The following is a 21429-nucleotide window of genomic DNA, read 5'->3' on the forward strand; positions in this document are numbered from 1 at the left end:
GAGAGTGACCTTTGTGACGTGCGGGGCGGCTACTGGAGGGACTTCTGCAGGGCGGAGACGTCGTCGTCGGCCTCCTGAGCTGCTTGTGCAGGCGAGATCTGACCGCTGGTCATGGCGCCGATCGCCTTCGGTACGGGGAGCTCACCGTTGGTGGCGCCGACCAGCGCCCCCTCGCCCTGGGTGATGCCCCAGCGCCGCATGTTGCCGACTCCGGCCGCGAGTTGGTCGAGCAGACTCGCGGGGTAGACCTGGTCGAAGGGCTTCTTGGTGTCGACACCGATCTCGCTGTGCCGCCAGGCCTCGAGGTAGCGTCCGGGCTGCGTGACGGTCCCGGTACGGACAGGGATCTTGCCTTCGGGTGCCATGCCGAACCAGGACTCGTAGCCGGTGCCCATCATGTACGCGATGAACTCGCGGGACGCCGCGGTCTCGGCGGTCTTGGTGGTCACCCATGAGGTGATCTCGCCGAACTGGGCGGCGTCGGTCGCGTCCGGGCCCTGCATCGCGGTGGTGATGCCGCTGTTGCGCGCGAGGTACTGCGGGTCGTTCTTGCACTGCGGGCAGCTGGGCAGGGCGTCCTTGCGCAGGCCGGCGAGTTCGTCGAGCAGGAACGTGGACCAGACGATCATGGAGGACTGGCCCGCGAAGTAGGTGGCGCGGGTGGAGTCGACGGTCTGGGTGCCCGGGGCCCCGTAGGTGCGGGCGAGTTCGTCGTAGGTCTTGAACGCCGTCTGGCACTCGGGCGAGTCGAGGGCGACGTGGTGGTGGTCGTCGACGAGCTGGCAGTTGTCGGCGAGGGCGAGGCTCTCGAAGCTCTGCGAGGTGAAGGCGTCGCCCGGGTCGGTGGCCGCGGCGATGCCGTAACGCCCTTTCGTCGTCAGCGCCTTGGCACCGCTGAGCGCCTTGGCGTAGGTGTCGGGGGCTTCGAGGTGCTTCTCGTCGAACTGGTCCTTGCGGTAGACGAGCAGCTGCAGCCAGGCGTCGGAGGGCACGCCGAGACTCGTGCCGGCGTCCGAGGTCAGTTTCAGCGCGTTGGCGTTGAACGTGCCGCGCCCCAGCTTGTCGATGATCTGGCGGGGTATCTCGGTGTTGAGCAGGCCGTTGGTGTACATCTGCCAGACCTGGCCCATGGGGGCGGCACCGATGACGTCCGGCAGCGTTCCCGAGGCGGCGGCGGACATGATCAGCTGGGGCATCTGGCCCTCGTCGACGCCGACGAGATGGACCTTGATGCCGGTCTTCCGCTCGAACCCGTCGACGATCTTCTGCGTCACGGCGACGCGATCCGGGAGGTTCTCCTGGGACCAGACCGTGATCTCCCGGTCGGGTTTTCCGGGGCCTGTGCTGTCGGCGCAGCCCGTGAGCATGCCCAGGCCCAGGGCGGCCGTGATGCCCACCGCGATCGCCTTCGATCGCCGGCTCATGGTGTGCATTGCGTGTCCTTGCTCGAACTTATGTCTGCTGGAGACGCATCACAGCATCACTTTTGCTTGTTGACAAGACATAAGTGAGGGATAGTGTCGACGCAACCGCACTCGCACACCCCCCTGTCGGAGACATCCGTGGAACGCGTCGTCCAATTCACCGGCCCCCGCCGGGTCGAGATAACCGAGCAGGCCGAAGCCGCACTGCCCGCCGGGCATCTGAGGGTCCGAACTCGCTATTCGGGCATATCGGCAGGAACGGAACTAACCGCATATCGCGGAACGAACCCTTACCTGACGCGCACCTGGGACCCGGAGGCCCGGCTGTTCCGCGACGGCGCGGCCGGCATCCAGTACCCCGTCGCCGGCTGGGGCTACTCCGAGGTCGGCGAGGTCATCGAGGCCGCACCCGACCTGGCCGGCACCCCGGGCCTGCCGCAACCGGGCGATCTGGTGTGGGGCATCTGGGGCCACCGCAGCGAAGGCATCGTCCCCGCCGAGCGCATGATCGGCCACACCCTGCCCGCAGGCCTGGAACCGCTGGCCGGCGCCTTCGCGCGGGTCGGCGCCATCGCCTACAACGCCGTCCTGGCAGGCGACATCCACCTCGGCGAGGACGTGACCGTCTTCGGCCAGGGCGTCATCGGACTGCTCGCCACCCGCCTCGCCCAGCTCAGCGGCGCCCGCGTCACCGCCGTCGACGCCCTCGACGGCCGCCTGGAGACCGCCAGGCGCTACGGCGCACAGCACACCCTCAACGCCCGAACCGACGCCGTCGCCGAACGCGTCCGCGACGCCACCGGCGGCCTCGGCGCCGACCTCGCCATCGAGATCAGCGGCGCCTACCCCGCGCTGCACGAGGCCCTGCGCTCGGTCGCCGTCGGCGGCCGGGTGGTGGCCTCCGGCTTCTATCAGGGCGACGGTACCGGCCTGCGGCTCGGTGACGAGTTCCACCACAACCGCGTCCAGCTCATCTGCTCCCAGATCGGCGGCGTGCCGCCCCAGCTCGCCCACCGCTGGAGCGTGGAGCGCCTCCAGCAGACCTTCCTGCGGCTGGTCGCCGAGGGACAGGTGGACGTCGCCGCCCTCGTGAGCCACGTCGTCCCCGTCGCGGACGTCGCCGAGGCCTACGTGCTGCTGGACGAGCGCCCCGCCGAGGCCCTTCAGGTCGTGCTGGAATTCTGAACCTTTCGAAAGGCCCCTCATGTTCAAGACCGCGGCGCAGGAACAACTCCTGCCCGGAGACACCCTGCAGGCCAAGTGGGAGTTCGCCCAGGAGGCGGGCTACGACGCCATCGAACTGCGCGGCAAGGGCGACCTGCACTTCGCCTCCCGCCTTCCCGAGCTGAAGCAGGCCGGCAAGGACGGCGTGGTCATGCCCACCGTATGCGTCGACATGCTCCACTTCTTCGGCGCCTTCGACGACGACCTGCGCCGCGACGCCATCGTCCAGATGAAGTCCCAGCTCACCGTGATCGCGGAGATCGGCGGTCTGGGCCCCCACACCCCGGCGTCCTACGGCATGTTCTCCCGCCGCCTGCCGCCCTTCGAACCGCCGCGCAGCGAGGCGCAGGACCGCGAGGTGCTGCTGTCCGGACTGGCCGAACTGGGCGAGCACGCCCGCAGGGAAGGCGTCACCCTCTTCCTGGAACCGCTCAACCGGTACGAGGACCACATGGTCAACCGGCTGGAACAGGCGGCCGACCTGATCCGCGCCACCGGCCTGGACTCGATCCGGATCGGCATCGACAGCTACCACATGAACATCGAGGAGACCGACCCCGCAGCGGCCATCCTCGCCCACGCCGACCTCATCGCCCACGCCCAGGTCTCCGACTCCAACCGCTTCCAGCCCGGCGCCGGGCACCTCGACTGGCCCGCCTGGCTCGGCGCCCTGCACACCATCGGCTACGACGGCCACCTCGCCCTCGAATGCCGACTGACCGGCGACCCGGCCGAAGCCGTGCGCTCCGTCCCCGCCCTCCTCAAGAGGTCGGGCGCGTGAAGTCACTCCTGGACCGGCCCGTGCCCACCGCCGCCGCAGCCCTGACACTGCGGCGCGGTGCGGCACGGGTCCTGCTGGACAACTGGACCGGCTCCTCGACCGTCCCCTCCCGCACCCTCTACCCCCACCAGTGGAGCTGGGACTCCGCCTTCATCGCCATCGGGCTGCGCCACCTGTCGGTGCGCCGGGCCCAGCAGGAACTGGAGTCACTGCTGTCCGCGCAGTGGGCGGACGGACGCATCCCGCACATCGTCTTCAACCCCGCCGTACCCCAGGACGCCTACTTCCCCAGCCCGGACTTCTGGCAGTCCTCCACCGCCGGCAGGCCGGCCGGAGCACCGGCGGCACCGCAGACCTCCGGCATCGTCCAGCCGCCGGTGCACGCACTGGCGGCCTGGCTCGTCCACCGCGCCGACCCCGAGGAATCACGACGCCGCGGCTTCCTCACCCGCGTGCTGCCCCGCCTCGCCGCCTGGCACGACTACCTCCTCGACCGCCGCGACCTCGGCGGCGGAGGACTGGCCGCCGTGGTCCACCCCTGGGAACCGGGTACCGACAACAGCCCGTGCTGGGACACCGCCCTCAAGCGCGTTCTGCCCGCCGCTGCCGACTCCTTCCGCCGTGCCGACCTCAACCACGGTCACCCCGCCGACCGGCCCACCGACCTGGACTACGGCCGCTACGTCCGCCTCGTCACGGACTACCGCGACGCCGGCTACGACGACCGTGCCGGCCGGCGCGCCTTCGCGGTGGAAGACCCCTGCTTCAACGCCCTGCTGATCACCGGCGAACGAGCCCTGGCCGCCATGGCCCGGGAGACCGGTGCGAACCCCGCGGCGCACACGGCCCGCGCCAACGCCCTCACCCGGCACCTCGTGACCCGGCTGTGGGACGACGGCGCAGGCATATTCCACGTACGCGACCTGGCCACCGACACTCTGGTGGAAGAGCACGCCGTCACCGGCCTCGTTCCCCTGCTCGCCCCGCACCTGCCGCAGCACATCGTCACCCGTCTCCTGGACACGCTCACCGGCACGCGCTTCACCGCGCCGGCCACCCGTCTGGTGCCGAGCTACGACCTGACCGGGCCCGCGTTCGACGCCCAGCGCTACTGGCGCGGCCCCGCCTGGTTCAACACCGCCTGGCTGATCCACCGCGGTCTGCGCACGCACGGCCTGCACGAGAGCGCCGAACACCTGCGGCAGGGCTTCCTCGGCGAAGCGGAGAAGTCCGGCTTCGCCGAGTACATCGACCCGCTCACAGGAGCCGCTCGCGGAGCACGGAACTTCTCATGGACCGCCGCGCTCGCCCTCGACCTGGCCAGCACAGACCCACAGGAGCCCCTGCCATGACCTCGGCCGACACCGGCGTCCAGCTGGTACGCGACGCCACCTTCGCCCGGGTGGACGCCGCCGGGAACATCAACGGCACCCTCGGCACCGCCCCCGACGGACTGTTCCTGCGCGACGCCCGTCACCTCAGCCGCTGGCAGCTCACCGTCGACGGCGCCGCGCCCATCCCGCTGATACTCGCCACCGCCGACGCCGACGACACAGCCACCTGCGTCCTGACACCGCAGGGCACTCGGGACAACCCGCCCGCCTACACCGTCTTCCGCAGCCAGAAGGTCGCGGCAGGTGTCCTGACCGAGCATCTGCGGCTGGTCAGCAACCGCCCCGAACCGGTCACCGCGCACGTCCGGATCACCGTGGACGTCGACTTCTCGGACCTGTTCGAACTGCGCGCCGACGACCGCCGCTACGACAAGCCAGGCGCCGAGCTCCAAGTCCACCGCACCGACGACGCGCTGCACTTCGACTACCGGCGACACGACTGGCACTCCCGGACCGTCCTCACCTCCCGGCCCGCCCCCGACACCACGGACAGCTCCCCCGGGCTGCCCGACGCCACCGCGCGCACCCTCGGCTGGGACCTCGCCCTCGCCGCCCATGGCGAAGCCGACCTGCACCTGACCGTCCGCGCCCTGCCGCACGGACTGCCGGCCGACTCCGCAGCACCTGCCGTCCAACGGCCGGCACCGCGTCCGGCAAGGGCGGACGACCCGCTCGCCCGCACCTGCGAGCGAGGCCTCGCGGACATCGACCTGCTGACCATCGCCGTCACCGGAGTGGACGGCGAGGAAGTCCATGTTCCCGCCGCGGGCATCCCGTGGTTCTTCACGCTGTTCGGCCGTGACTCACTGCTGACGTCCTACTTCCTGCTCCCCTACCGGCCGGAGACGGCCGCGGCGACCCTGAGCGCTCTCGCCACCACCCAGGGGCGCCACCATGACCCGGTGAGCGGCGAACAGCCCGGTCGCATCGTCCACGAGACGCGCCACGGCGAACTGGCGCACTTCCGGCAGGTTCCCTACGGCCGGTACTACGGTGCCGTCGACTCCACCCCGCTCTTCCTGGTGTTGCTCCACGCCCACCACGAGACGACCGGCGACCCGACCCTCGCCGTACGGCTCGAACAGCATGCCCGTCGAGCCGTCGACTGGATGCTCACCGACGGCGGCCTGGACAAGCACGGCTACCTCGTCTATCAGCCCGACCCCAACGGTCTGGTGAACCAGAACTGGAAGGACTCGGCGGGCGCCATCTGCTTCGCCGACGGCACACAGGCACAGGGACCCGTCGCCGTGTCCGAAGCCCAGGGGTACGCCTACGACGCCCTGACCCGAACCGCCCGACTGGCGGCGGAGGTCTGGCACGACGAACCGTACGCCCACCGGCTGCGCGAGAGTGCCGAAGCGCTGCGCACTCGCTTCACCGCCGACTTCTGGATGCCACAGGCGGACTTCCCCGCCCTCGCCCTGGACGGCAACGGCCGACAGGCCGACGCCCTCGCCTCCGACGCCGGCCACCTGCTGTGGTCGGGCATACTCGATGCGGACCTGGCCCGCCGGGTGGGACAACGCCTCCTGCGCCCCGACTTCTTCTCCGGCTGGGCCATCCGCACGCTCGCCGCCGGACAGCGCCCGTTTCACCCCTTGTCCTACCACCGCGGCAGCGCATGGCCACACGACAACGCCGTCATCGCGATGGGCCTCGCCCGCTACGGACTCGCCCAGGAGGTCCGCACGGTCACCGACGGGCTCGTCGCGGCAGCCGCTCATCACCAGTACCGGCTGCCCGAAGTACTCGCCGGCTACGACCGCACCGCCACGACCCGGCCGGTCCCCTACCCCCACTCATGCTCCCCACAAGCGTGGGCCGCGGCGACGCCCCTCGCCCTCAGGACAGCACTGGACCTCACATAGACAAGGCAGTGGGAGAGGACGCCACCGGACGCGGCCACGGTGATGGGGGCCCATATGTGATCTCCCCCGGTTCCGCCGTGAGGGACCGTGCCAGGAGATGCTCAGCTTCGGCATGCACGGCAGTCAGTCCGCCGGGTGGCCTGGGATGATGTCATGGGTGTCGTTCAGCGTCAGCAGCGGGGTTCTGTTGCCCGTGGGATTGTTCGCCGCCTCGGGAGCGAGCAGGAAACCGACGTGGTCACCGCCGTCGATCTGGTTCTCCACGCGACCGGCGAACCAGGCGGGGGCGTCGTCGAGGATCAGCGTTCCGCCCGGTCCTGGATGCCAGGGGACGTGAGCGAACTTGTCGGTGCGGTCGCCGGTCTCGCCGCCGAAAAGCCGGGCCAGTCGGTCCTGGTCGCGGCCGAGGAGATGGACCGCGAGTCGTTCGGCGCGCTCGGCCACCTGGTACGTCCGGTTGGCTTTGGACAGCCAGACCATGAGCCGGGCGGGCCGAATCGAGCACTGAGAGGCGAATCCGACCAGGCAGCCGGCTCTTTCCCAGCCGGCTTCCGCGGTCACGACGTACATCGGATAGTCGAGCAGGTCGGTGAAGGGATCAAGCTCGGGCACAGTACCTGGCTCCTGCATCGAATGATTGGATATGGGGTCATTCTGCGCCCTGTCGGTGTGCGGCTGCGGCACCCGGCTGATCGCCGGCATCGTCCTCTCGCCGGCAACGGCCGGATCAAGGCCGATTACATGTTCCCCGGAGCTTGACCCTCGACAGCAGAGGCGGTGGGTCCGGCGGCCGCCGAGAGAGCCTCGGCTGTCGCCGGGTCGGCTGGCAAGAACGCCTCCAGCTTCAGCTCGGCGAGTGTCACGTCAACCGGCGGTCGCGAAGGTCGTCACGGTCGTCATCAGGCGCAGCTCACCGTACGAGGACCGCAGTCGGAGCGGAACCGCGAAACCCAGGAGCCCTGCGGACTGCTCCGACTCGGGAACGTACCCGGTGAGTTCGGAGTGCACGAGTTCGGCAACCCCGACTTGCTGCTGCAGGGCATCTACCGGGGCCCGGACGGCCGGCAGCGGCTGGTCGCCACCTACGCTGAGGAGACCCTGTTCGAAGTCGGCGTCGGCAAGGCCGGCGGTGGCAAAACGGAAAGAGCCTTGGCGCAGGCGATCGGCTGGGCTCACGCGGGCGGTGGGCTCGTCTTCGTCGATCCACACCGTGACTCGTGGCCGCGGGCCATGCCGTTCCTCGCCCACGAACAGTGATGCCGCGGATCGCCTTGGTCGACCTCAACGGTCTCGGCCCCAACCCGCTGGTGAGCTAAGGGCGTGCAGATCTTTAATTTGCTTTCTTGATCTTGTTTTGGAGGGGGTCCGAAGCGAGGAACGTGGTGATGTCGGCTGGTGTGCGGAAGCGGGCGGTGGAGGCACTGATGCGGTGGTCATGTGCTTCGAGGAGTGGGCGGACTTCCTGACTCGCTCGGCAGATGGTCACGGCGGTGACGCCAAAGAGTTGGCCCAGGAGGTCCATGGTGGCCAGTTTGCGCAGGTGGAGCACGGTGGCCAGGATCCGGTCGGCTGGGGTGAGCTTGGCTTTGGCGCCTGTTCCGGGTGCGACCAGACGCTCGTGCCCACGACGTGCGCGGAGCACTTCCTCGCGTTGTATCTCCAGCGCGGGCGTCAAAGTGTCGATGAGTTGGTTGAGTTGCTGGCGGGTCATCCCGGTCAGTTCGGGGGCTTGCAGCGAATGCCGCGTGAGGCGAGGCGGTCTGGTCGCCGTGGCCTGGCCGGACGTGCTGTCGGTCGTCGCTGCGTCCATCGGATGGTGCGGGTGGAGGGTGTAGTTCCAGTCGCCGTGGAAGCGGTGGCGGGTGATGGGCAGGGCGGCGATCTCGTCGTCGGTGACCTGGATGCCGGTGGGGCTGGTCAGGGGCCTGCCTCGCCAGTTCATGGTGATGTGGGAGAACAGCCGGTGCTCGATCCGGTTCCACTTCGAAGTGCCGGGAGGCAGGTGGCAGACAGTGATGGCCAGGCCGGTCTCGGCGGCGAATCCGGCGAGTTCGGTTTTCCAGGTGCGTGTGCGATACCCGTTGGAGCCGCCGGCATCGGCGGTGATCAGTAGTCGGCCGGCCGTCGGGTAGGCGGCTTTGCCGGCGCCGTTCCACCAGCGTCGGATCGACTCGACGGCGAAAGCAGCGGTGTCGTGGTCGGTGCCCACGTTGACCCAGCCGGCGTTCGCAGCGACGTCGTAGATGCCGTGGGGCACTGCTCTGCCCAGCTCACGGTCGGGGAAGTCGTGGGTGTCGACACGTACCGGCTCGCCTCTCGGCTCCCATTCGCGGCCACTGTTCTTGAACGGGCCGACCAGCTCCTTCTTCTTCGTGTCCACACTGATCACCGGGGCCCAGCCGTCCTGGTGGTCGCGGGCCTGCTCGTTGAGGTAGCGGAACTGTGCGTCCCGGTCGGGGTGCTGCTTGCCTTCCAGCGTCTTGGCATTGCTTTGCAGGCTGAAGCCCTCCTCGCGCAACAGGTCGCCCACCGTGTCCGCGGAGATCCGGTGGCCCTGCCGGGTCAGCCGCTCGGCGAGCTTGCGGGTGGATTTGGTGGTCCAGCACAGCGGCGACATGGGATCTCCGCGAACATCCGGCTCGACCAGTACGAGGAGCGCCTCCCGAACGGCCGGGTTCCGGTCGACGACGCGCTTGCGGCCGGCACCGGGCCGACGGATCCGTCCCAACGGAGCCTGCCCCGAGTCGAGTTCCCGCACTCCGACAGACACAGTGGCCTCACGGACACCGGCGGCACGGGCGACTGCTCTGATCCCGCCGTGGCCCAGGGACTGGGCCTCCGCCCCTATCAACAGGCGCCGCTGCCGCTCATCAAGGTGCGGCAGAATCGCCTCGAACTTGGCTGCCAGCAAGGCCCGTTGTCCATCCAACCCGCTCATACCAGATCAACGACCCACCGAACGGAAAGCTACGAGTTAAAGATCTGCACGCCCTAACTACCGGCTCCTGCTGTGTACCTTCAGTTCAGCCTATGAGGTCTCCGGCGGCGTCAGCGCGGACGGTGATGTCGGACTTGCTGCAGACACGGGGCAGTTCGTCCTCCGGCGGTTGGCCGGCCGAGTGCCGCGGGATCTGAGTTCTCGCACGTCAGTAATCTGACGGAGTCCCACCAGTACTGTTGGGCCGCCTGCGCGGGTGCGCAGTTGGGGGTTTCACCAAGGGGGCACCAGGCATGCCGGAGGGGTTGGCCCAGTGGGGGCCGGAGTTCTTCATGACGCGGGAACGGGAGCGACGTCGCGGCCTGGCACCGGAGAACGACGTGGGAAGTGACCTCGTGCAAGGGGGGTACGAGCCCTGCTTGCTGGCCCTTCTGCGACTGTCGGTGGGCAGGGACCCGGACGCCGGTCTCACCAGTGAGTGGTTCCCGAGGGCGCTCGCCCGCACCGGCCACCTCGTCCGCGCGGCTGAGCTGGCGTACACGATCAGTGACGAGCTCAAGCAGGGTACGGAGCTTCTGGAGCTGGTGCAGGCCGCGGCGGGTGCGGGAGACCTGTGCGGCGCTCAGGTGCTGGCCGAGTCGATTCCCCTGCGGCAACTGCGGGACCAGGCGCTGGTCGCCCTCGTGCCGGCGTGGGCCCGTGCCGGTGAGCGCGCCAGGGCTGTGGCTCTGGCGGAGAGGATCCGCTACCCGCACAACTGGGGGAGGGCCTGGGCCCTGCTGGCGAAGGCGGTGGCGGACAGCGGCGACGTTGATGAGGCGCTCAGGTTCGCCGCTCGTGCCGACGACGAGGTGAGTACTTACACCGTCGACGGGACGGAACAGGTGCTCGCCCTCCTCGTGGAGGTGGCCGTCGCCACCGGAGACCATGACCGGGCCGCCACACTCGCCGACCGCGTGGAGGACATCACCCGGTCCCGCAACTCGACAGGGTGGTCCAAGCCACGCCCCCTGGCCGTGGTGTTGGCCCGGGAGGCGCTTGCGGGGGACCTGGACCGGCTCGACGCTCTCCTGCGCCCGCCCGGACCCGCAGTCGGGGCCGGGGGAACGGTATGCGGGTGGGCGCTCGGCGGAGCCGACGACCAGGACATGGTCCTGGAAGGAGACCTGGACCCCGGACCGTTCGCCGCCGCTCGCCCGTTCTCCCCCAGATCCCCGCTCGACGCCTGGGACATGGCGTGTGTGCTGGACGCGGTCGCCGAAACCGCCGACCAGGACGTGGCCCTGGCTCTGGCCGACCGGGCCGAGACACTGCTCGAGACCGGCGACGGCCGTGATCACGACATTCTGCTGAGGTCCGTGACACTTCTGCTGGCCCGGCGTGGACAGGTCGAGCGGGCCATGGCCCTCGCCGACCGGCTCGACCCTGATCTGTCCGTGGCGCGGCAGGCGGAGGTCGTCGGGGAACTGGCCCGCTCCGGCGACACGGGCGGGGCCGAGGCTCTCGCCCACGCGATCACCGACCGCCGGGCACAGGCCAGGGCGCTGATCGAAGTGGTCCGGGAACTGGCCCGGCGCGGCGATCCGGGCCGGGCCGAGGCCCTCGTCCACTCGATCAACGACAGCTGGGCACAGGGCGAGGCACTGGTCGCGGTCGCCCGGGAGACGGCCCGGCGCGGCGATCCGGGCCGGGCCGGGACTCTCATCCGCTCGATCGCCTACCGCGCGACACGAGCCCGCGCACTGGCCGCACTCGTGGAGCTGTCCGAGCCGTCCCAGGCCCGCAGGCTCGCTGCGCAGGTCGTGGTTCTCGGCGGCTGGGCCGCTGTGCTGCCGGTCCTGGAGCGGATCGTGCCCCGTTCAGTGGTAGTGGTTGCCGATCGGATGATGAGCTGATCCGAGGCGAAGGGACGACATCCTGCCGATCCGTACGTCACCTCGTCTGCCGGGGCACGGCATCTCACCACACGCACCGGTCGCGTCGCCGGGAGCAAGAGGCTGCCGGACACCAAGCCCCCTGACTGTCACCGCCGACTGCGAGACTCGTTCCATGATTCCGAAGCTGCCCTTGCACAGCCCTCGTTGGCTTGAACTTGACGGTGTGAAAGCCGAGGAGGTGGAAGCACTCCTGGAGCAGTTGGCCTCCGCGGCCGCCACCGGGAGCGGCGATGAATGGAGGCAGTCCTGGACGTACCTGACCGGCGGCCTGATGGACGACGGAATCGTCTCCGACGGGGCCTATGCGGCCCTGCCGCATCTCGTCGAGGCGGCAGCGGCCTTGCCTCCGGGACAGACCGTGGACTTCTGGGTGGACATGGGGTTCATCCTGACCGCCGATCACAGGCCCCCCGTCCCGGCCGATCTCGAGGCGGGGTTCGGCGCCGCGCTGCGTCTGGCCGAGCAGGCGGCCACCCGAAGCCTCCTTGCCGCCGATATTCCCGCGCAGGTCTGCGCCCTCCTCGTGCTCTCCTGTGTGGCCTTCGCCGGCCACCACACGGGCGAAGCGCTGGAGCAGTTCCTCGATCCCCAGGAAAGTGGCCTCCTGCTGGTGTGTCCCGGGTGCGGGAGCGATACCGAGATCCCCGAGTTCTTCGCGGACCCGGCGCGTCCGCCTTTCGAGGCTCCGGGGCTGCCTGATCCCGCCCATGTCCGGCGGGGAGGGCATCCCTGGGGCGAGGTCGCCGCGGTATTGCCGGAGGAGGCACTGGGGGAGGGGTGGGAGCCCTTCCTGCGGGTGGCACGCGAAGTCGCGGTGGCAGGGGTACCCCCCGAGACATCGGGGCAGGCCGTCCTGTGCCTGGTCGCCGTCCTGGTCGCGGTCAGGGGCACCCCGCAACAGGCCGCGAGGGAATTGGCCCGCCAACTGATCTCGCTCACCGGATACTTCCGCTGCTGGGACTGCGAGCAGACGTGGACGATCGCCAACGGCCTGGCGGAGAACCCGGACGGTGCGCGCCCCCAGCAGCATCCGACGGAGGCGTGGACGGACTCCGACGGGTCGGCTGCCGTGGTGGAGTCAGCGGCGGCCGGGCGAACAGGTGAGGCAGCGACTCGGTTCCGGCGGGAGGAGAACGCGGTGCTCGCGGCCGACGGCACCGCCTGGGGCCGTATATCGGTGTTCTCCGATTCCACGCCCGGCTCATTCGGGGGTGTCAACTCACTGACGGTGGTGTCCCGCCCCGGTCGGCCGACGCTCGTGGCCGGCGCCGGGGACAGGGGCGTGGTGTGCCTGTGGGACGTGGCCGACGGCCGACTCGTCCATGACCCGCTGCCAGGACATCGTGACCGTATCCGCTCGATGACGGCCCTGACCCTCCCCGACGGCCGCGTCCTTCTGGCGAGCGGAGGCGACACCGGGACGGTCGCCCTGTGGAACCCTGTCACCGGGCAGCCGGTTCGCGAACCGGCCGGCGACTGGCCCGGCGGGGTGACCGGAATGTGTACCGCGACCATCCCCGACGGCCGCATCCTGCTCGTCACCGCCACCCCCCGAGGCGCGGTCCGGCTGTGGGATCCGGACACCGGTGAGTGCGTCGGGCGCCTCAACCCCTATGGCAGTCCGATCCAGTCGATCGCGGCCGTCCCGATCTCCGCCGGCCACACGCTGATCGCGGCCTCGGACACCGCGGGCCGCCTTCACGTGTGGGATCCAGCCGTCGACGACCCCTGGGAACCAGGCGCGGCCGTGCAACTGAGCGCACGTGCGCTCGCCGATGCCGACCACCGTGTGGCAGCTGTGGCGGCCGTCCCCACACCCGACCGCACCCTGCTGGCTACGGGAGACGACCGCGGCGTGGTCATGCTGTGGGACCTTGCCACCGGTGCCCCGATCGGCGACGGTCTGCCCGCCTCCACAGGCACCGCCGGCCTGCCGGTCATCACTGCCGGCACAGTGCACAGCGGCCGCACGGTCGTGGTCACCGGCACCCATCACGGTCACCGGCTGCGGGTATGGGAACCGGAAACCGGCGCGGTGGGGCACATCGCCCTGGATGTGGTGCTCACCTGTCTGGCCACCGCGGGTCCGGACCTGATCGTCGGACACGACCGCGGAGTCCTCAGCCTCCCGCTCACCAGACAGTGAACGCGTTCAGCCGCAACCCGTCTCATCCCGTCGCGCGGAGCCTCGGGACGGATCCCGAGAGCCCGCGCGGCGTGCGCGACAGGCCGGCCTGTGGCCCGAACCTCGCGGATGGCGCGCCCGCGCGGTTCGTCCGGCCATGGGCGGGCAAGCCGCGCCGCACCGGCTCGAGGACGCCGTCCCACGGCGCCGGGCCCGGAGCTCACCGCCCGTGCGGTCATGACCGAGACCTACCCCCGGCGGCTGAACGAGGCCGCGGTCACGCTGCTGGGGGCGCGGCCTCGGCGGTACCGCGATCGGCACCGGCATCAATGGCGTCGCCGCTGGGCGGTGCTCGCCCGCTCCCGCCTCCCGGGGGAGCAATGGCGAAGCAGTCCGCGCTCGGGCAACCGCATCGCCTCGGTCCGGCAGTGCGGCGTCTTCGTCCAACCGTCCGGCGTTCTCCCGTCGGTCGCGCGTAGCCGTCTCGCGACGGCTACCTCTCCGGCACCCTCGACGCCGATCGGCAGGACCCGGGCAAGGTCGCCCCGTGGACAGGGAACAGTGTGGAGGTTCACCTGTCCCTGTACACGGCGTTTCTGTGACCGAGCAGCGTTCAGTACTGCTCGGTCTCCACGAAACCTGCGTCCGGGCCGTTGCTTGTGCCGAAGTCGTCGGCGGCGGCGGTCGGATTGAATCCGGGCGGGCTGTCCTTGAGCCCGAGGCCCATGGCGGCGAGCTTTTCCTTGACCTCGTCGATGGACTTCGCCCCGAAGTTGCGGATGTCCAGGAGGTCGGCCTCGGAGCGCGCCAGGAGCTCACCCACGGAGTGGACACCTTCGCGCTTGAGGCAGTTGTAGGAGCGGACCGTGAGCTCCAGCTCCTCGATCGGCAGCGCCATGTCCGCAGCCAGGGCACTGTCCGTGGGGGTCGGGCCCATGTCGATGCCCTCGGCGTCGATGTTGAGCTCGCGGGCGAGACCGAACAGCTCGACCAGGGTCTTACCGGCGGACGCCATGGCGTCACGCGGCCGCATGGCCTGCTTCGTCTCGACGTCGACGATCAGCTTGTCGAAGTCGGTGCGCTGCTCGACACGGGTCGCCTCGACCTTGTACGTGACCTTCAGTACCGGCGAGTAGATGGAGTCGACCGGGATACGGCCGATCTCCTGGCCCACCTGCTTGTTCTGGACGCCGGAGACGTAGCCGCGACCGCGCTCTACGGTCAGCTCCATCTCCAGCTTGCCCTTGCCGTTGAGCGTGGCGAGGACCAGGTCGGGGTTGTGCACCTCGACACCGGCCGGGGGCGCGATGTCGGCGGCGGTGACCAGGCCGGGGCCCTGCTTGCGCAGGTACATCACGACCGGCTCGTCCTGCTCCGAGGAGATGACCAGCTGCTTGATGTTGAGGATCAGGTCGGTGACGTCCTCCTTGACGCCCGGCACGGTGGTGAACTCGTGCAGGACGCCGTCGATGCGGATGCTGGTGACAGCAGCGCCGGGGATCGACGACAGGAGGGTGCGACGCAGGGAGTTGCCGAGGGTGTAGCCGAAGCCCGGCTCCAGCGGCTCGATCACGAACCGGGAGCGGAACTCGTCGACGACCTCTTCGGTCAGGGACGGACGCTGAGCAATCAGCACGAGGTGTTGCCTCCAGTGGTTTGGCGCCCGCTATGTGACGCCGTAGACACCACGAAGGGTACGGGCGATACGGGCGTATCCGCCTCCGCACAGGCCGAACCTCCCGTCTGCCCGATCCGGCGAGGAGGCTTCGGGCCTCTCTTCGGCGCGTCAACCCTACGGCCTCTTCTGCTTTGCCTGCGTTCAACTCTCGGATTGCCCGTCACGTTTCACACGGCAGCCAGTCCGTTCTGCGCTCCCAGTCTTCGGGCCAGGCCGTCGCGACCCGTTGTGCCCACTGCGTGCGGTTGCTGTCAGTAGACGTCGCGGACGTAGCGCTTGTCCGCGGACAGGCGCCTGACGTACGGCGGACTCCGCACCCCGTGGACGCCGTCATCGCGGTCGTCATGATGGGGCGGGACCGATGACGGAACTCAGATCGTGGGGATCCGGTCATCGAACCCGTCAAGGCGGCACTCGTCGCCCTGCGTCGGTCCAGGGTGGCTCTCGGCGTGGCCGGATCTGATCGTGGATCCGTGGCCGTCGACGGACTGTAGGGTCGACGTAGCCGGCTCCACGCCGCTGCGGTAGGTGTTCTCACCTGCTTGCCTGGCATGGAACTGCCCAGGTCGCCTCGGGCGCTGCCGGCGGACCGGGATGACTGGAAGAAGGTGGAGTTCACCGTCAAGGATCCGGACGGCGGGAAGATCCCCACGCGCGTCAACAACACCGACTTCGGCCGACGGCACTTTTCCTTTCGCACGTGGAGCGTGGCCCAGTGGACAACGAGTGCCAGAGTCACAGGGGATCCGTCTGCGGCGACGAGGAAAGGCCCGTCAGCGCGTTCTGCAGTGCGTCCGTCGCGCTGTGGAGATGGCGCTTCAGCTCGGACAGGTGCGGCTCGTCGAACTCGGCGTCGAGCCCGACCAGGGTGAGCGCGCAGATCGGCCACCCCTTCGCGGAGACCACGGCCCGGCTCACAGACGCGACGAGTTGCTCGGCGCGACCGCGCTCGAAGGCATAACCGGTGCGCCCGGCCTGCTCGATGTCCGCCAGCAGGCCTTCGGGGCCGGCGAGCGGATGACCGGCTTCCTCCGCCAGGCGCAGATAGGGGCGCCGCGCGTCCTCGTCGAGCAGTGCCACCAGGGCCACTGGACCGGCGAACCTGTGGACGGGGAGCATCTCGTCCCGCAGGTGATTGATCATCTCGAGCCGCAGCGGTCGTACGACGTCGATCACGCGCGAGCGGTCGGCCTCCAGCACCTGAAGGTTCACCATCATCCCGGTGCGCTCCGAGAGGGCCTCCAGCGTCGGACGGCCCACGACGACAAGCGAGTTGTGCGCGGCCGGGTGCGACAGCTGGAGCGCGGCCGCACCAAGGAGGTAGTGGTCGTCGGTGCGCAGCACCCAGCCCCGGCGGATCAGGTCGAGCAGGACACGGTAGGCAGTCGCGCGATGCAGACCGACCTCGCCCGCGAGTTCACTGAGGCGCAGCGGGCGGTCGGACCGGGCGAGTGCCTCGATCAGGTCCAGTGCCTTGTCGACAGCAGAGCTGGATGGCTTCGGCATGCGTGGCGCCCCTTGTCGCACTCTGGTGTTTGTTACATTCCCGGTGTTACCTATACCGATACAGATGTTACGTTCAGCGTAACATCTTCGCTCAAGTCCCGGCCGCGGAGAGGTCAATTCGATGGGCCATGGGGTTCTGGGTGCGCCGACTCCTTGGGCCGCACCCGCGGCGGGCGCGGAGGTGGCCTACCGGGGGGCAACGGTGATCGACGGGACGGGCGGCCCGGCGCGGAAGGCGACGTCGATCGTCACCGACGGCGCGACCATCCGGGCGGTCGTCCCCGATGCCGAGATCGCTGACAACACAGCGGCGTTCGTCGACCTCACGGGACGATTCGTCGTCCCCGGCCTGATCGAGTCCCACCAGCACATCGCGACGCCGCCCCACTGACGGGACCGTGCTGCGCCGGCAGGTCTACGGCGGTGCCACGGCGATCCGGGACATGGTCGACGACCTCCGCCAGGCGACTGAACTCGCCCGCGCCGCGCTGGTCGGCGAGATCCCCGGCCCTGACATCCACTACGCCGTTCTCATGTCCGGGCCGATCTTCTTCGACGACCCGAGCGCCCGGCGGACGTCACAGGGCGGTACGCCCGGCGCTGCGCCTTGGATGCAGGCGTTCACCGACGAGTCCGACCCGCCCCTGGCGGTGGCTCGGGGCACCGGCGCCCGGGCGGTCAAGATCTACGCCGACCCGACCGCGGACACGGTCGCCGCACTTACTGTCGAGGCTCACCGACAGAGGCTCGCCGCCTGGGCGCACGGCACGTTCTGAGGTGACGTCAGACGGACGTGCCCGTTTATACCGGCCCTGCACTGCCGCCTTCATTCTGTTGGTCGACCGCCCCGATGAGTGCGTCACTGATCTCCCGCAGCTGCTCCACCTGGGCAGGGGTGAGACGATCGAGGAGGCGCGAGCGCACACAGGCAAGTTGGAGCGGAGCTGCCGCTTGAAAGGCAACTTTTCCTGCGCTGGTCAGCCTGGCGAGGACGATACGACGGTCGACAGGATCCGATGCCCGTTCCACCCAGCCGTGCTCCCGCGTGCGGTCCACCAGATGGGAGAGTCTGCTTGTCGATATCCCCATCCGCCGAGCCAACTTGGTGAGGCTCAGTTGCCCCTCAGGAGCTTCCGAAAGCCAAGAAAGCATCTCATAGTGGATCTGCCACATGCCCGTCTCGCGTCGGAACTCCTGCCCGACCTGCTCGGTGAGCCAGCGTGCCGCACTGCTGAAGGAGCGCACAGACTTCTGCACGTCGGGACTGGCCGATTCGATTCTCTCCACAGGGACTCCTTGAATTCGGCGATGCCGCACCGTTCTGCGTCACCTGCCGGCAGTAGCTGTAGCCCTCGTCTGCTACCGCCGCTTACCTGAATGACCACCCTCCGGGGACGGGCCGCGTGGTGGCGGATGATCTCCGTGAGTGGACAGCAAGCGGGAAGCCGGCGTGGCCTGTGTGTGGCAGGAACGCCTGGACGCGGAGTTCCCCGCCCGAGGGCGCGGTGCGGAACTGGCCGGCAACGACATGGTGATGCCGGATGCGGACCTCGCCGGATGCGTGACGACTTGGCGCAACATCAGTGGCTCCCTCGACACAGGGCGCCACGGGACAGTGCTCCACTGCATCGCGGATCTGGACCGGTTCTGCGCTGCGCCTGATGACCGACGAACGAGAACTCCGGTACTACGAGCGCCTGCATCGGTTGGCGATGCTCACCTCACAGCTCCGCCCGTGCCTCACCAAATGACACGACGTCCCACCACTCAGTCCTGAAGGACGGGCCCTGCGAGGAGGGCGCGGGTCATCGGTCCGCCGGCGATGCCGAGGCCGACGGCTGCGGCGGTCCACCAGGGGGCCCAGGGAAGCAGTCCGATGGCCTGCGACCGACCAGCGGCCGGGTCCGGTGAGCGTCAGCACGGCCGGCAGGATCAGCAGTACGAGCGGGTACTCGTAGCCGTTGTTCTGCACCCAGAGTCCGTTGCGCCACTTGACCGTGACCGCGACCGTCATCACTCCCGCTGCGATGGTGGCCGCCAAGGGGGTGAGCGCTCCTGCGCTGAGCAGCAGGCCCGCGACGATCTGCCCGCCTCCGGCGGCGGCCGCAGTGAGCCGGCCGCCGCGGAACCCGTCTGCTCGGAACTCTGCCGCTCCACCCTCGATCCCGTGGCCTCCGAGCCGGTGGCTGACCTTCTGGATGCCATGCCCGACGAACAGCAGGCCGACGGCCAGCCTCAGGACGAGCAATCCGGTGTCCATGGCACTTTCCTCATGCGTGGGTAGGTGATGCGGTAGTGGTGAGATTCCGTGCGTTACAGCAGGAAGCAGGTGTCGAAGATCTCCGTCCGAGCCTCCGGGACGAAGCCGCGCTGGGTGCGCCACTGCCGGTGCTGCTCGGTTTCGGCGACCGCCTGGCCGAGCAGTTCGGCCTGTCGCGCGCCCGAGATGCTGGGCTTGACGGTGGCCTGGTAGCCGCCGTAATGGGCGACCGCGCCGGCCTGCGGGTGCACGGGGTCGCCGGTGTAGATCTTGGCATTGCGGACCACGATGTCGGCGACGTGGAGGTCGTGGACGGGGGGAAGGCCAGCCACAGGCATAGTGGCCATGGAAATCATCTGGACAGGGAGTTCTGAAAAGTTGTGTGGGGGGTCAAGCAGTAGCCGAGAGGCGCCGTGAGGAGGGAGGGGCCTTGGGCTGCGTCAGCCGGAGGGTGAGCTGCGGGGCACTGCCAGGGCGGCAGCAGCGGCACCGAACGTGCTGGCCAGCAGGGGCCGGCCAAGCGCCGTGTGCTGCACGAGCAGGGCACCCCCGAATGCGCCTGTCAGCATCGCCAGCACGGAGACCAGCCGGCGGCCGGCACGCGGATTGGTACCGCCCGCCAGAGTCGAGTCGGACGCCAGTCCGGTCAGAGTGAGCGTCAGCACCGTCGTGGTCACATCCGGCACGGCGAGTTTGCGAACGGTCCCGTTGCGCAGGCCCATGGCCAGTGCGGTCAGGGCGATGACCGCGTAGACCGCATGGCTCGCGGCGAAGGCGACGGCTGTCGCCGTGGCCAGCAAGACCATTTCAAGCACCAGGGTCAAGCGCAGCCAGCGCGACGGGGTGCGGTGGCGCATCACGGTTTCCAGACGGCCGGCGGCCACCGCTCCGACCAGGAAGGCGGCCAGCGACACCAGCGAGCCGAGCACCGAGAAGCCGGGTACGCCGGCGGCGGCGAAGCCGATGATGACCACATTGCCGGTCATGTTCGCGGTGAAGACGTGTCCCAGGCCCAGGTAGCTGACGGCGTCGATGAGGCCGCTCACGGCTGTCGCGGTCATGAGGGCCGGCAGCAGCGGCTCGTGGCCGCCCGGCGCACGCTGGGCCGGTGGATGGTTGATAGTCACTGTCGTTTCCCTGGGTCACGGCCCGTGTTCGGTCTGGGTTGCTGTTACTGGAGACCCCGTCCGCCGTGCCGGCTGGACGCTCGCCGCAGGCATGGGCCCGCTCCTGGGGTGTATCCAGGAGCCGGCCGGGGACCTCAGCCGGCATCCTCGGCCCCCCCGGCCGACGGCCGCGCGGACGAGGCGCTGCCCCACCGCCCACGGACACCCGCCGGCGACACGGCTGCCGTGCCCGGTCCTGCACGCGGCGGCACCTCCCGGGGCCGCCCAACAGGCCGTCAGTCGCGTGCAGTTCGGCGCATGCCTGCGGTGGGTGGCGTTCGCCCTGCGGCCCGAGATGGCGCCCGCCCCGCCGAAACCGCCGGACGTCCTGCACACCGAGGTCCTGGGCCACGGTCCGGTGCCGGCCCGGGGCGGGGCGCCCTCGGACCGGCGGCCCGGACGGCGGTCAGCCCGCGGCGTGGGCGCCGACGACGGACTGGGCGTAGACGACGCCGAGACCGTAGGCGCCGCCGTGCTCCTTGACGATCTCCATGACAGCGCCGTAGGTCTCGCCGCGGGCCCAGTCGCGCTGCAGCTCGAGCAGCACCTGGATCCAGGTGACCGGCACCGCGCCTGCGTTGATCATGCGCTGGAGGGCGTGCTCGTGAGCCTGCGGGGTGACACCACCGGAGGCGTCGGCCACCACGTACACCTCGTAGCCCTGTCCGAGCGCCGACAGCGCCGGGAGAACCAGGCACACCTCGGTCCACAGGCCGCACAGGATGATCTTCCTGCGGCCGGTGGACCTGACGGCCTCGACGAGCGCGCTGTCCTCCCACGTGTTCATGGTGGTGCGGTCGATGATCTCCTGGCCGGGGAAGACCTCGGCGAGCTGGGGCAGCAGCGGGCCGGAGAACGACTCCGCGGCAACCGTGGTCAGCACGGTGGGGACGTTGAAGGCCTTGGCGGCCTTCGCCAGGCCCACGGTGGCGTTGATGATCGCGCCGCGGTCGCCGCTGGCCGTCCCGAAGAACATCTGCGGCTGATGGTCGACGAACAGCATCACCGAGTTGTCGGGAGTCAGCAGGTCCGGGCTGGGAGCGGCCTGGACGTTGGCGATGTTGAACATGACGGGTTCCTTTTCTTCTGTTACAGGAAGGGGCGCAGACCTGGCGTGTCTGGCCG

18 protein-coding genes and 2 pseudogenes are annotated in these 21429 nt (G+C 69.5%); 9 read left to right on the forward strand and 11 right to left on the reverse strand.

Annotation, left to right across the window (positions count from 1 at the left end; translation table 11 throughout):
* Positions 1-29 precede the first annotated feature (29 nt).
* On the reverse strand, positions 30-1433 hold the full coding sequence (locus ACWGJB_RS40510) for an ABC transporter substrate-binding protein (protein WP_453385026.1): 1404 nt from the start codon (positions 1431-1433) through the stop codon (positions 30-32).
* Between the two features lie 129 nt (positions 1434-1562).
* On the opposite strand from ACWGJB_RS40510, the gene ACWGJB_RS40515 reads away from it, so the two are divergent.
* Genes ACWGJB_RS40515 through ACWGJB_RS40530 form a run of 4 tightly spaced genes read left to right on the forward strand, consistent with a single transcriptional unit; the run spans position 1563 to position 6694 of the window.
* Positions 1563-2609, forward strand: a complete 1047-nt coding sequence (locus tag ACWGJB_RS40515) for a zinc-dependent alcohol dehydrogenase (RefSeq protein WP_453385027.1) — start codon at positions 1563-1565, stop codon at positions 2607-2609.
* Between the two features lie 19 nt (positions 2610-2628).
* Positions 2629-3429 carry a sugar phosphate isomerase/epimerase family protein gene (locus tag ACWGJB_RS40520; RefSeq protein ID WP_453385028.1) on the forward strand — a complete coding sequence of 267 codons (801 nt, stop codon included), beginning with the start codon at positions 2629-2631 and terminating at the stop codon, positions 3427-3429.
* Positions 3426-4781, forward strand: coding sequence for an MGH1-like glycoside hydrolase domain-containing protein (locus ACWGJB_RS40525; protein ID WP_453385029.1), 1356 nt, complete (start codon positions 3426-3428; stop codon positions 4779-4781). The genes ACWGJB_RS40520 and ACWGJB_RS40525 overlap by 4 nt, the downstream gene beginning before the upstream one ends.
* Positions 4778-6694: an amylo-alpha-1,6-glucosidase gene (locus ACWGJB_RS40530; protein WP_453385030.1), complete on the forward strand. Its 1917-nt coding sequence runs from the start codon at positions 4778-4780 to the stop codon at positions 6692-6694. Before ACWGJB_RS40525 ends, ACWGJB_RS40530 begins: the two co-directional genes overlap by 4 nt.
* 123 nt (positions 6695-6817) lie before the next feature.
* Here ACWGJB_RS40530 and ACWGJB_RS40535 read toward each other — a convergent pair whose 3' ends face one another.
* Positions 6818-7306: a flavin reductase family protein gene (locus ACWGJB_RS40535; RefSeq protein ID WP_453385121.1), complete on the reverse strand. Its 489-nt coding sequence runs from the start codon at positions 7304-7306 to the stop codon at positions 6818-6820.
* A 125-nt stretch (positions 7307-7431) separates the two neighbouring features.
* Positions 7432-7702 (reverse strand): annotated as a pseudogene (locus ACWGJB_RS40540) (transcriptional regulator); the annotation flags it as partial.
* Between ACWGJB_RS40540 and ACWGJB_RS40545 the strand changes: the two are divergent.
* Positions 7700-8007 (forward strand): annotated as a pseudogene (locus tag ACWGJB_RS40545) (ATP/GTP-binding protein); the annotation flags it as partial. The pseudogenes ACWGJB_RS40540 and ACWGJB_RS40545 overlap by 3 nt on opposite strands.
* Positions 8008-8024: 17 nt before the next feature.
* On the opposite strand, the gene ACWGJB_RS40550 reads toward ACWGJB_RS40545, so the two are convergent.
* Positions 8025-9632 (reverse strand): ISAzo13 family transposase, encoded by a 1608-nt coding sequence (locus ACWGJB_RS40550; RefSeq protein ID WP_453385031.1) that lies wholly within the window; start codon positions 9630-9632, stop codon positions 8025-8027.
* Between the two features lie 419 nt (positions 9633-10051).
* Between ACWGJB_RS40550 and ACWGJB_RS40555 the strand changes: the two genes are divergently transcribed.
* Positions 10052-11527, forward strand: coding sequence for a hypothetical protein (locus ACWGJB_RS40555; RefSeq protein ID WP_453385032.1), 1476 nt, complete (start codon positions 10052-10054; stop codon positions 11525-11527).
* A gap of 205 nt (positions 11528-11732) precedes the next feature.
* The gene (locus ACWGJB_RS40560) at positions 11733-13715 is read left to right on the forward strand and encodes a WD40 repeat domain-containing protein (protein ID WP_453385033.1); all 1983 of its coding nucleotides are present in this window, start codon (positions 11733-11735) and stop codon (positions 13713-13715) included.
* A gap of 592 nt (positions 13716-14307) precedes the next feature.
* On the opposite strand, the gene ACWGJB_RS40565 is transcribed toward ACWGJB_RS40560, so the two are convergent.
* A complete protein-coding gene (locus tag ACWGJB_RS40565; protein WP_453385034.1) occupies positions 14308-15330 on the reverse strand; it encodes a DNA-directed RNA polymerase subunit alpha in 1023 nt (340 codons plus the stop codon).
* Positions 15331-16107: 777 nt separating this feature from the next.
* Positions 16108-16878 (reverse strand): IclR family transcriptional regulator, encoded by a 771-nt coding sequence (locus tag ACWGJB_RS40570; protein WP_453385035.1) that lies wholly within the window; start codon positions 16876-16878, stop codon positions 16108-16110.
* 121 nt (positions 16879-16999) lie between these two features.
* Here ACWGJB_RS40570 and ACWGJB_RS40575 point away from each other — a divergent pair, with 121 nt between their 5' ends.
* Both ACWGJB_RS40575 and ACWGJB_RS40580 read left to right on the forward strand, forming a co-directional pair.
* Positions 17000-17269: a hypothetical protein gene (locus tag ACWGJB_RS40575; RefSeq protein WP_453385036.1), complete on the forward strand. Its 270-nt coding sequence runs from the start codon at positions 17000-17002 to the stop codon at positions 17267-17269.
* Positions 17270-17276: 7 nt separating this feature from the next.
* Entirely contained in the window at positions 17277-17654 is a 378-nt protein-coding gene (locus ACWGJB_RS40580) for a hypothetical protein (protein ID WP_453385037.1), read from the forward strand.
* A gap of 25 nt (positions 17655-17679) precedes the next feature.
* Here ACWGJB_RS40580 and ACWGJB_RS40585 read toward each other — a convergent pair whose 3' ends face one another.
* The 5 genes from ACWGJB_RS40585 to ACWGJB_RS40605 form a co-directional block, all read right to left on the reverse strand.
* Positions 17680-18165 carry a MarR family winged helix-turn-helix transcriptional regulator gene (locus ACWGJB_RS40585; protein ID WP_453385038.1) on the reverse strand — a complete coding sequence of 162 codons (486 nt, stop codon included), beginning with the start codon at positions 18163-18165 and terminating at the stop codon, positions 17680-17682.
* A 400-nt stretch (positions 18166-18565) separates the two neighbouring features.
* The gene (locus ACWGJB_RS40590; RefSeq protein WP_453385039.1) at positions 18566-19138 is read right to left on the reverse strand and encodes a DoxX family protein; all 573 of its coding nucleotides are present in this window, start codon (positions 19136-19138) and stop codon (positions 18566-18568) included.
* A gap of 53 nt (positions 19139-19191) precedes the next feature.
* A complete protein-coding gene (locus tag ACWGJB_RS40595; RefSeq protein WP_453385040.1) occupies positions 19192-19470 on the reverse strand; it encodes a hypothetical protein in 279 nt (92 codons plus the stop codon).
* Between the two features lie 108 nt (positions 19471-19578).
* Positions 19579-20265 carry a YoaK family protein gene (locus ACWGJB_RS40600; RefSeq protein WP_453385041.1) on the reverse strand — a complete coding sequence of 229 codons (687 nt, stop codon included), beginning with the start codon at positions 20263-20265 and terminating at the stop codon, positions 19579-19581.
* Between the two features lie 445 nt (positions 20266-20710).
* A complete protein-coding gene (locus tag ACWGJB_RS40605) occupies positions 20711-21373 on the reverse strand; it encodes a hydrolase (protein ID WP_453385042.1) in 663 nt (220 codons plus the stop codon).
* Positions 21374-21429 lie beyond the last annotated feature (56 nt).

Source organism: Streptomyces sp. NPDC054813 (assembly GCF_053611365.1).

Bases quoted from the DNA above. Each gene is read 5' to 3' on its own strand.
- ACWGJB_RS40575 (WP_453385036.1), top strand. From the start codon at position 17,000: ATGGGCCATGGGGTTCTGGGTGCGCCGACTCCTTGGGCCGCACCCGCG.
- ACWGJB_RS40570 (WP_453385035.1), bottom strand. From the start codon at position 16,878: ATGCCGAAGCCATCCAGCTCTGCTGTCGACAAGGCACTGGACCTGATC.
- ACWGJB_RS40530 (WP_453385030.1), top strand. From the start codon at position 4,778: ATGACCTCGGCCGACACCGGCGTCCAGCTGGTACGCGACGCCACCTTC.
- ACWGJB_RS40605 (WP_453385042.1), bottom strand. From the start codon at position 21,373: ATGTTCAACATCGCCAACGTCCAGGCCGCTCCCAGCCCGGACCTGCTG.
- ACWGJB_RS40520 (WP_453385028.1), top strand. From the start codon at position 2,629: ATGTTCAAGACCGCGGCGCAGGAACAACTCCTGCCCGGAGACACCCTG.
- ACWGJB_RS40550 (WP_453385031.1), bottom strand. From the start codon at position 9,632: ATGAGCGGGTTGGATGGACAACGGGCCTTGCTGGCAGCCAAGTTCGAG.
- ACWGJB_RS40590 (WP_453385039.1), bottom strand. From the start codon at position 19,138: ATGGACACCGGATTGCTCGTCCTGAGGCTGGCCGTCGGCCTGCTGTTC.
- ACWGJB_RS40510 (WP_453385026.1), bottom strand. From the start codon at position 1,433: ATGCACACCATGAGCCGGCGATCGAAGGCGATCGCGGTGGGCATCACG.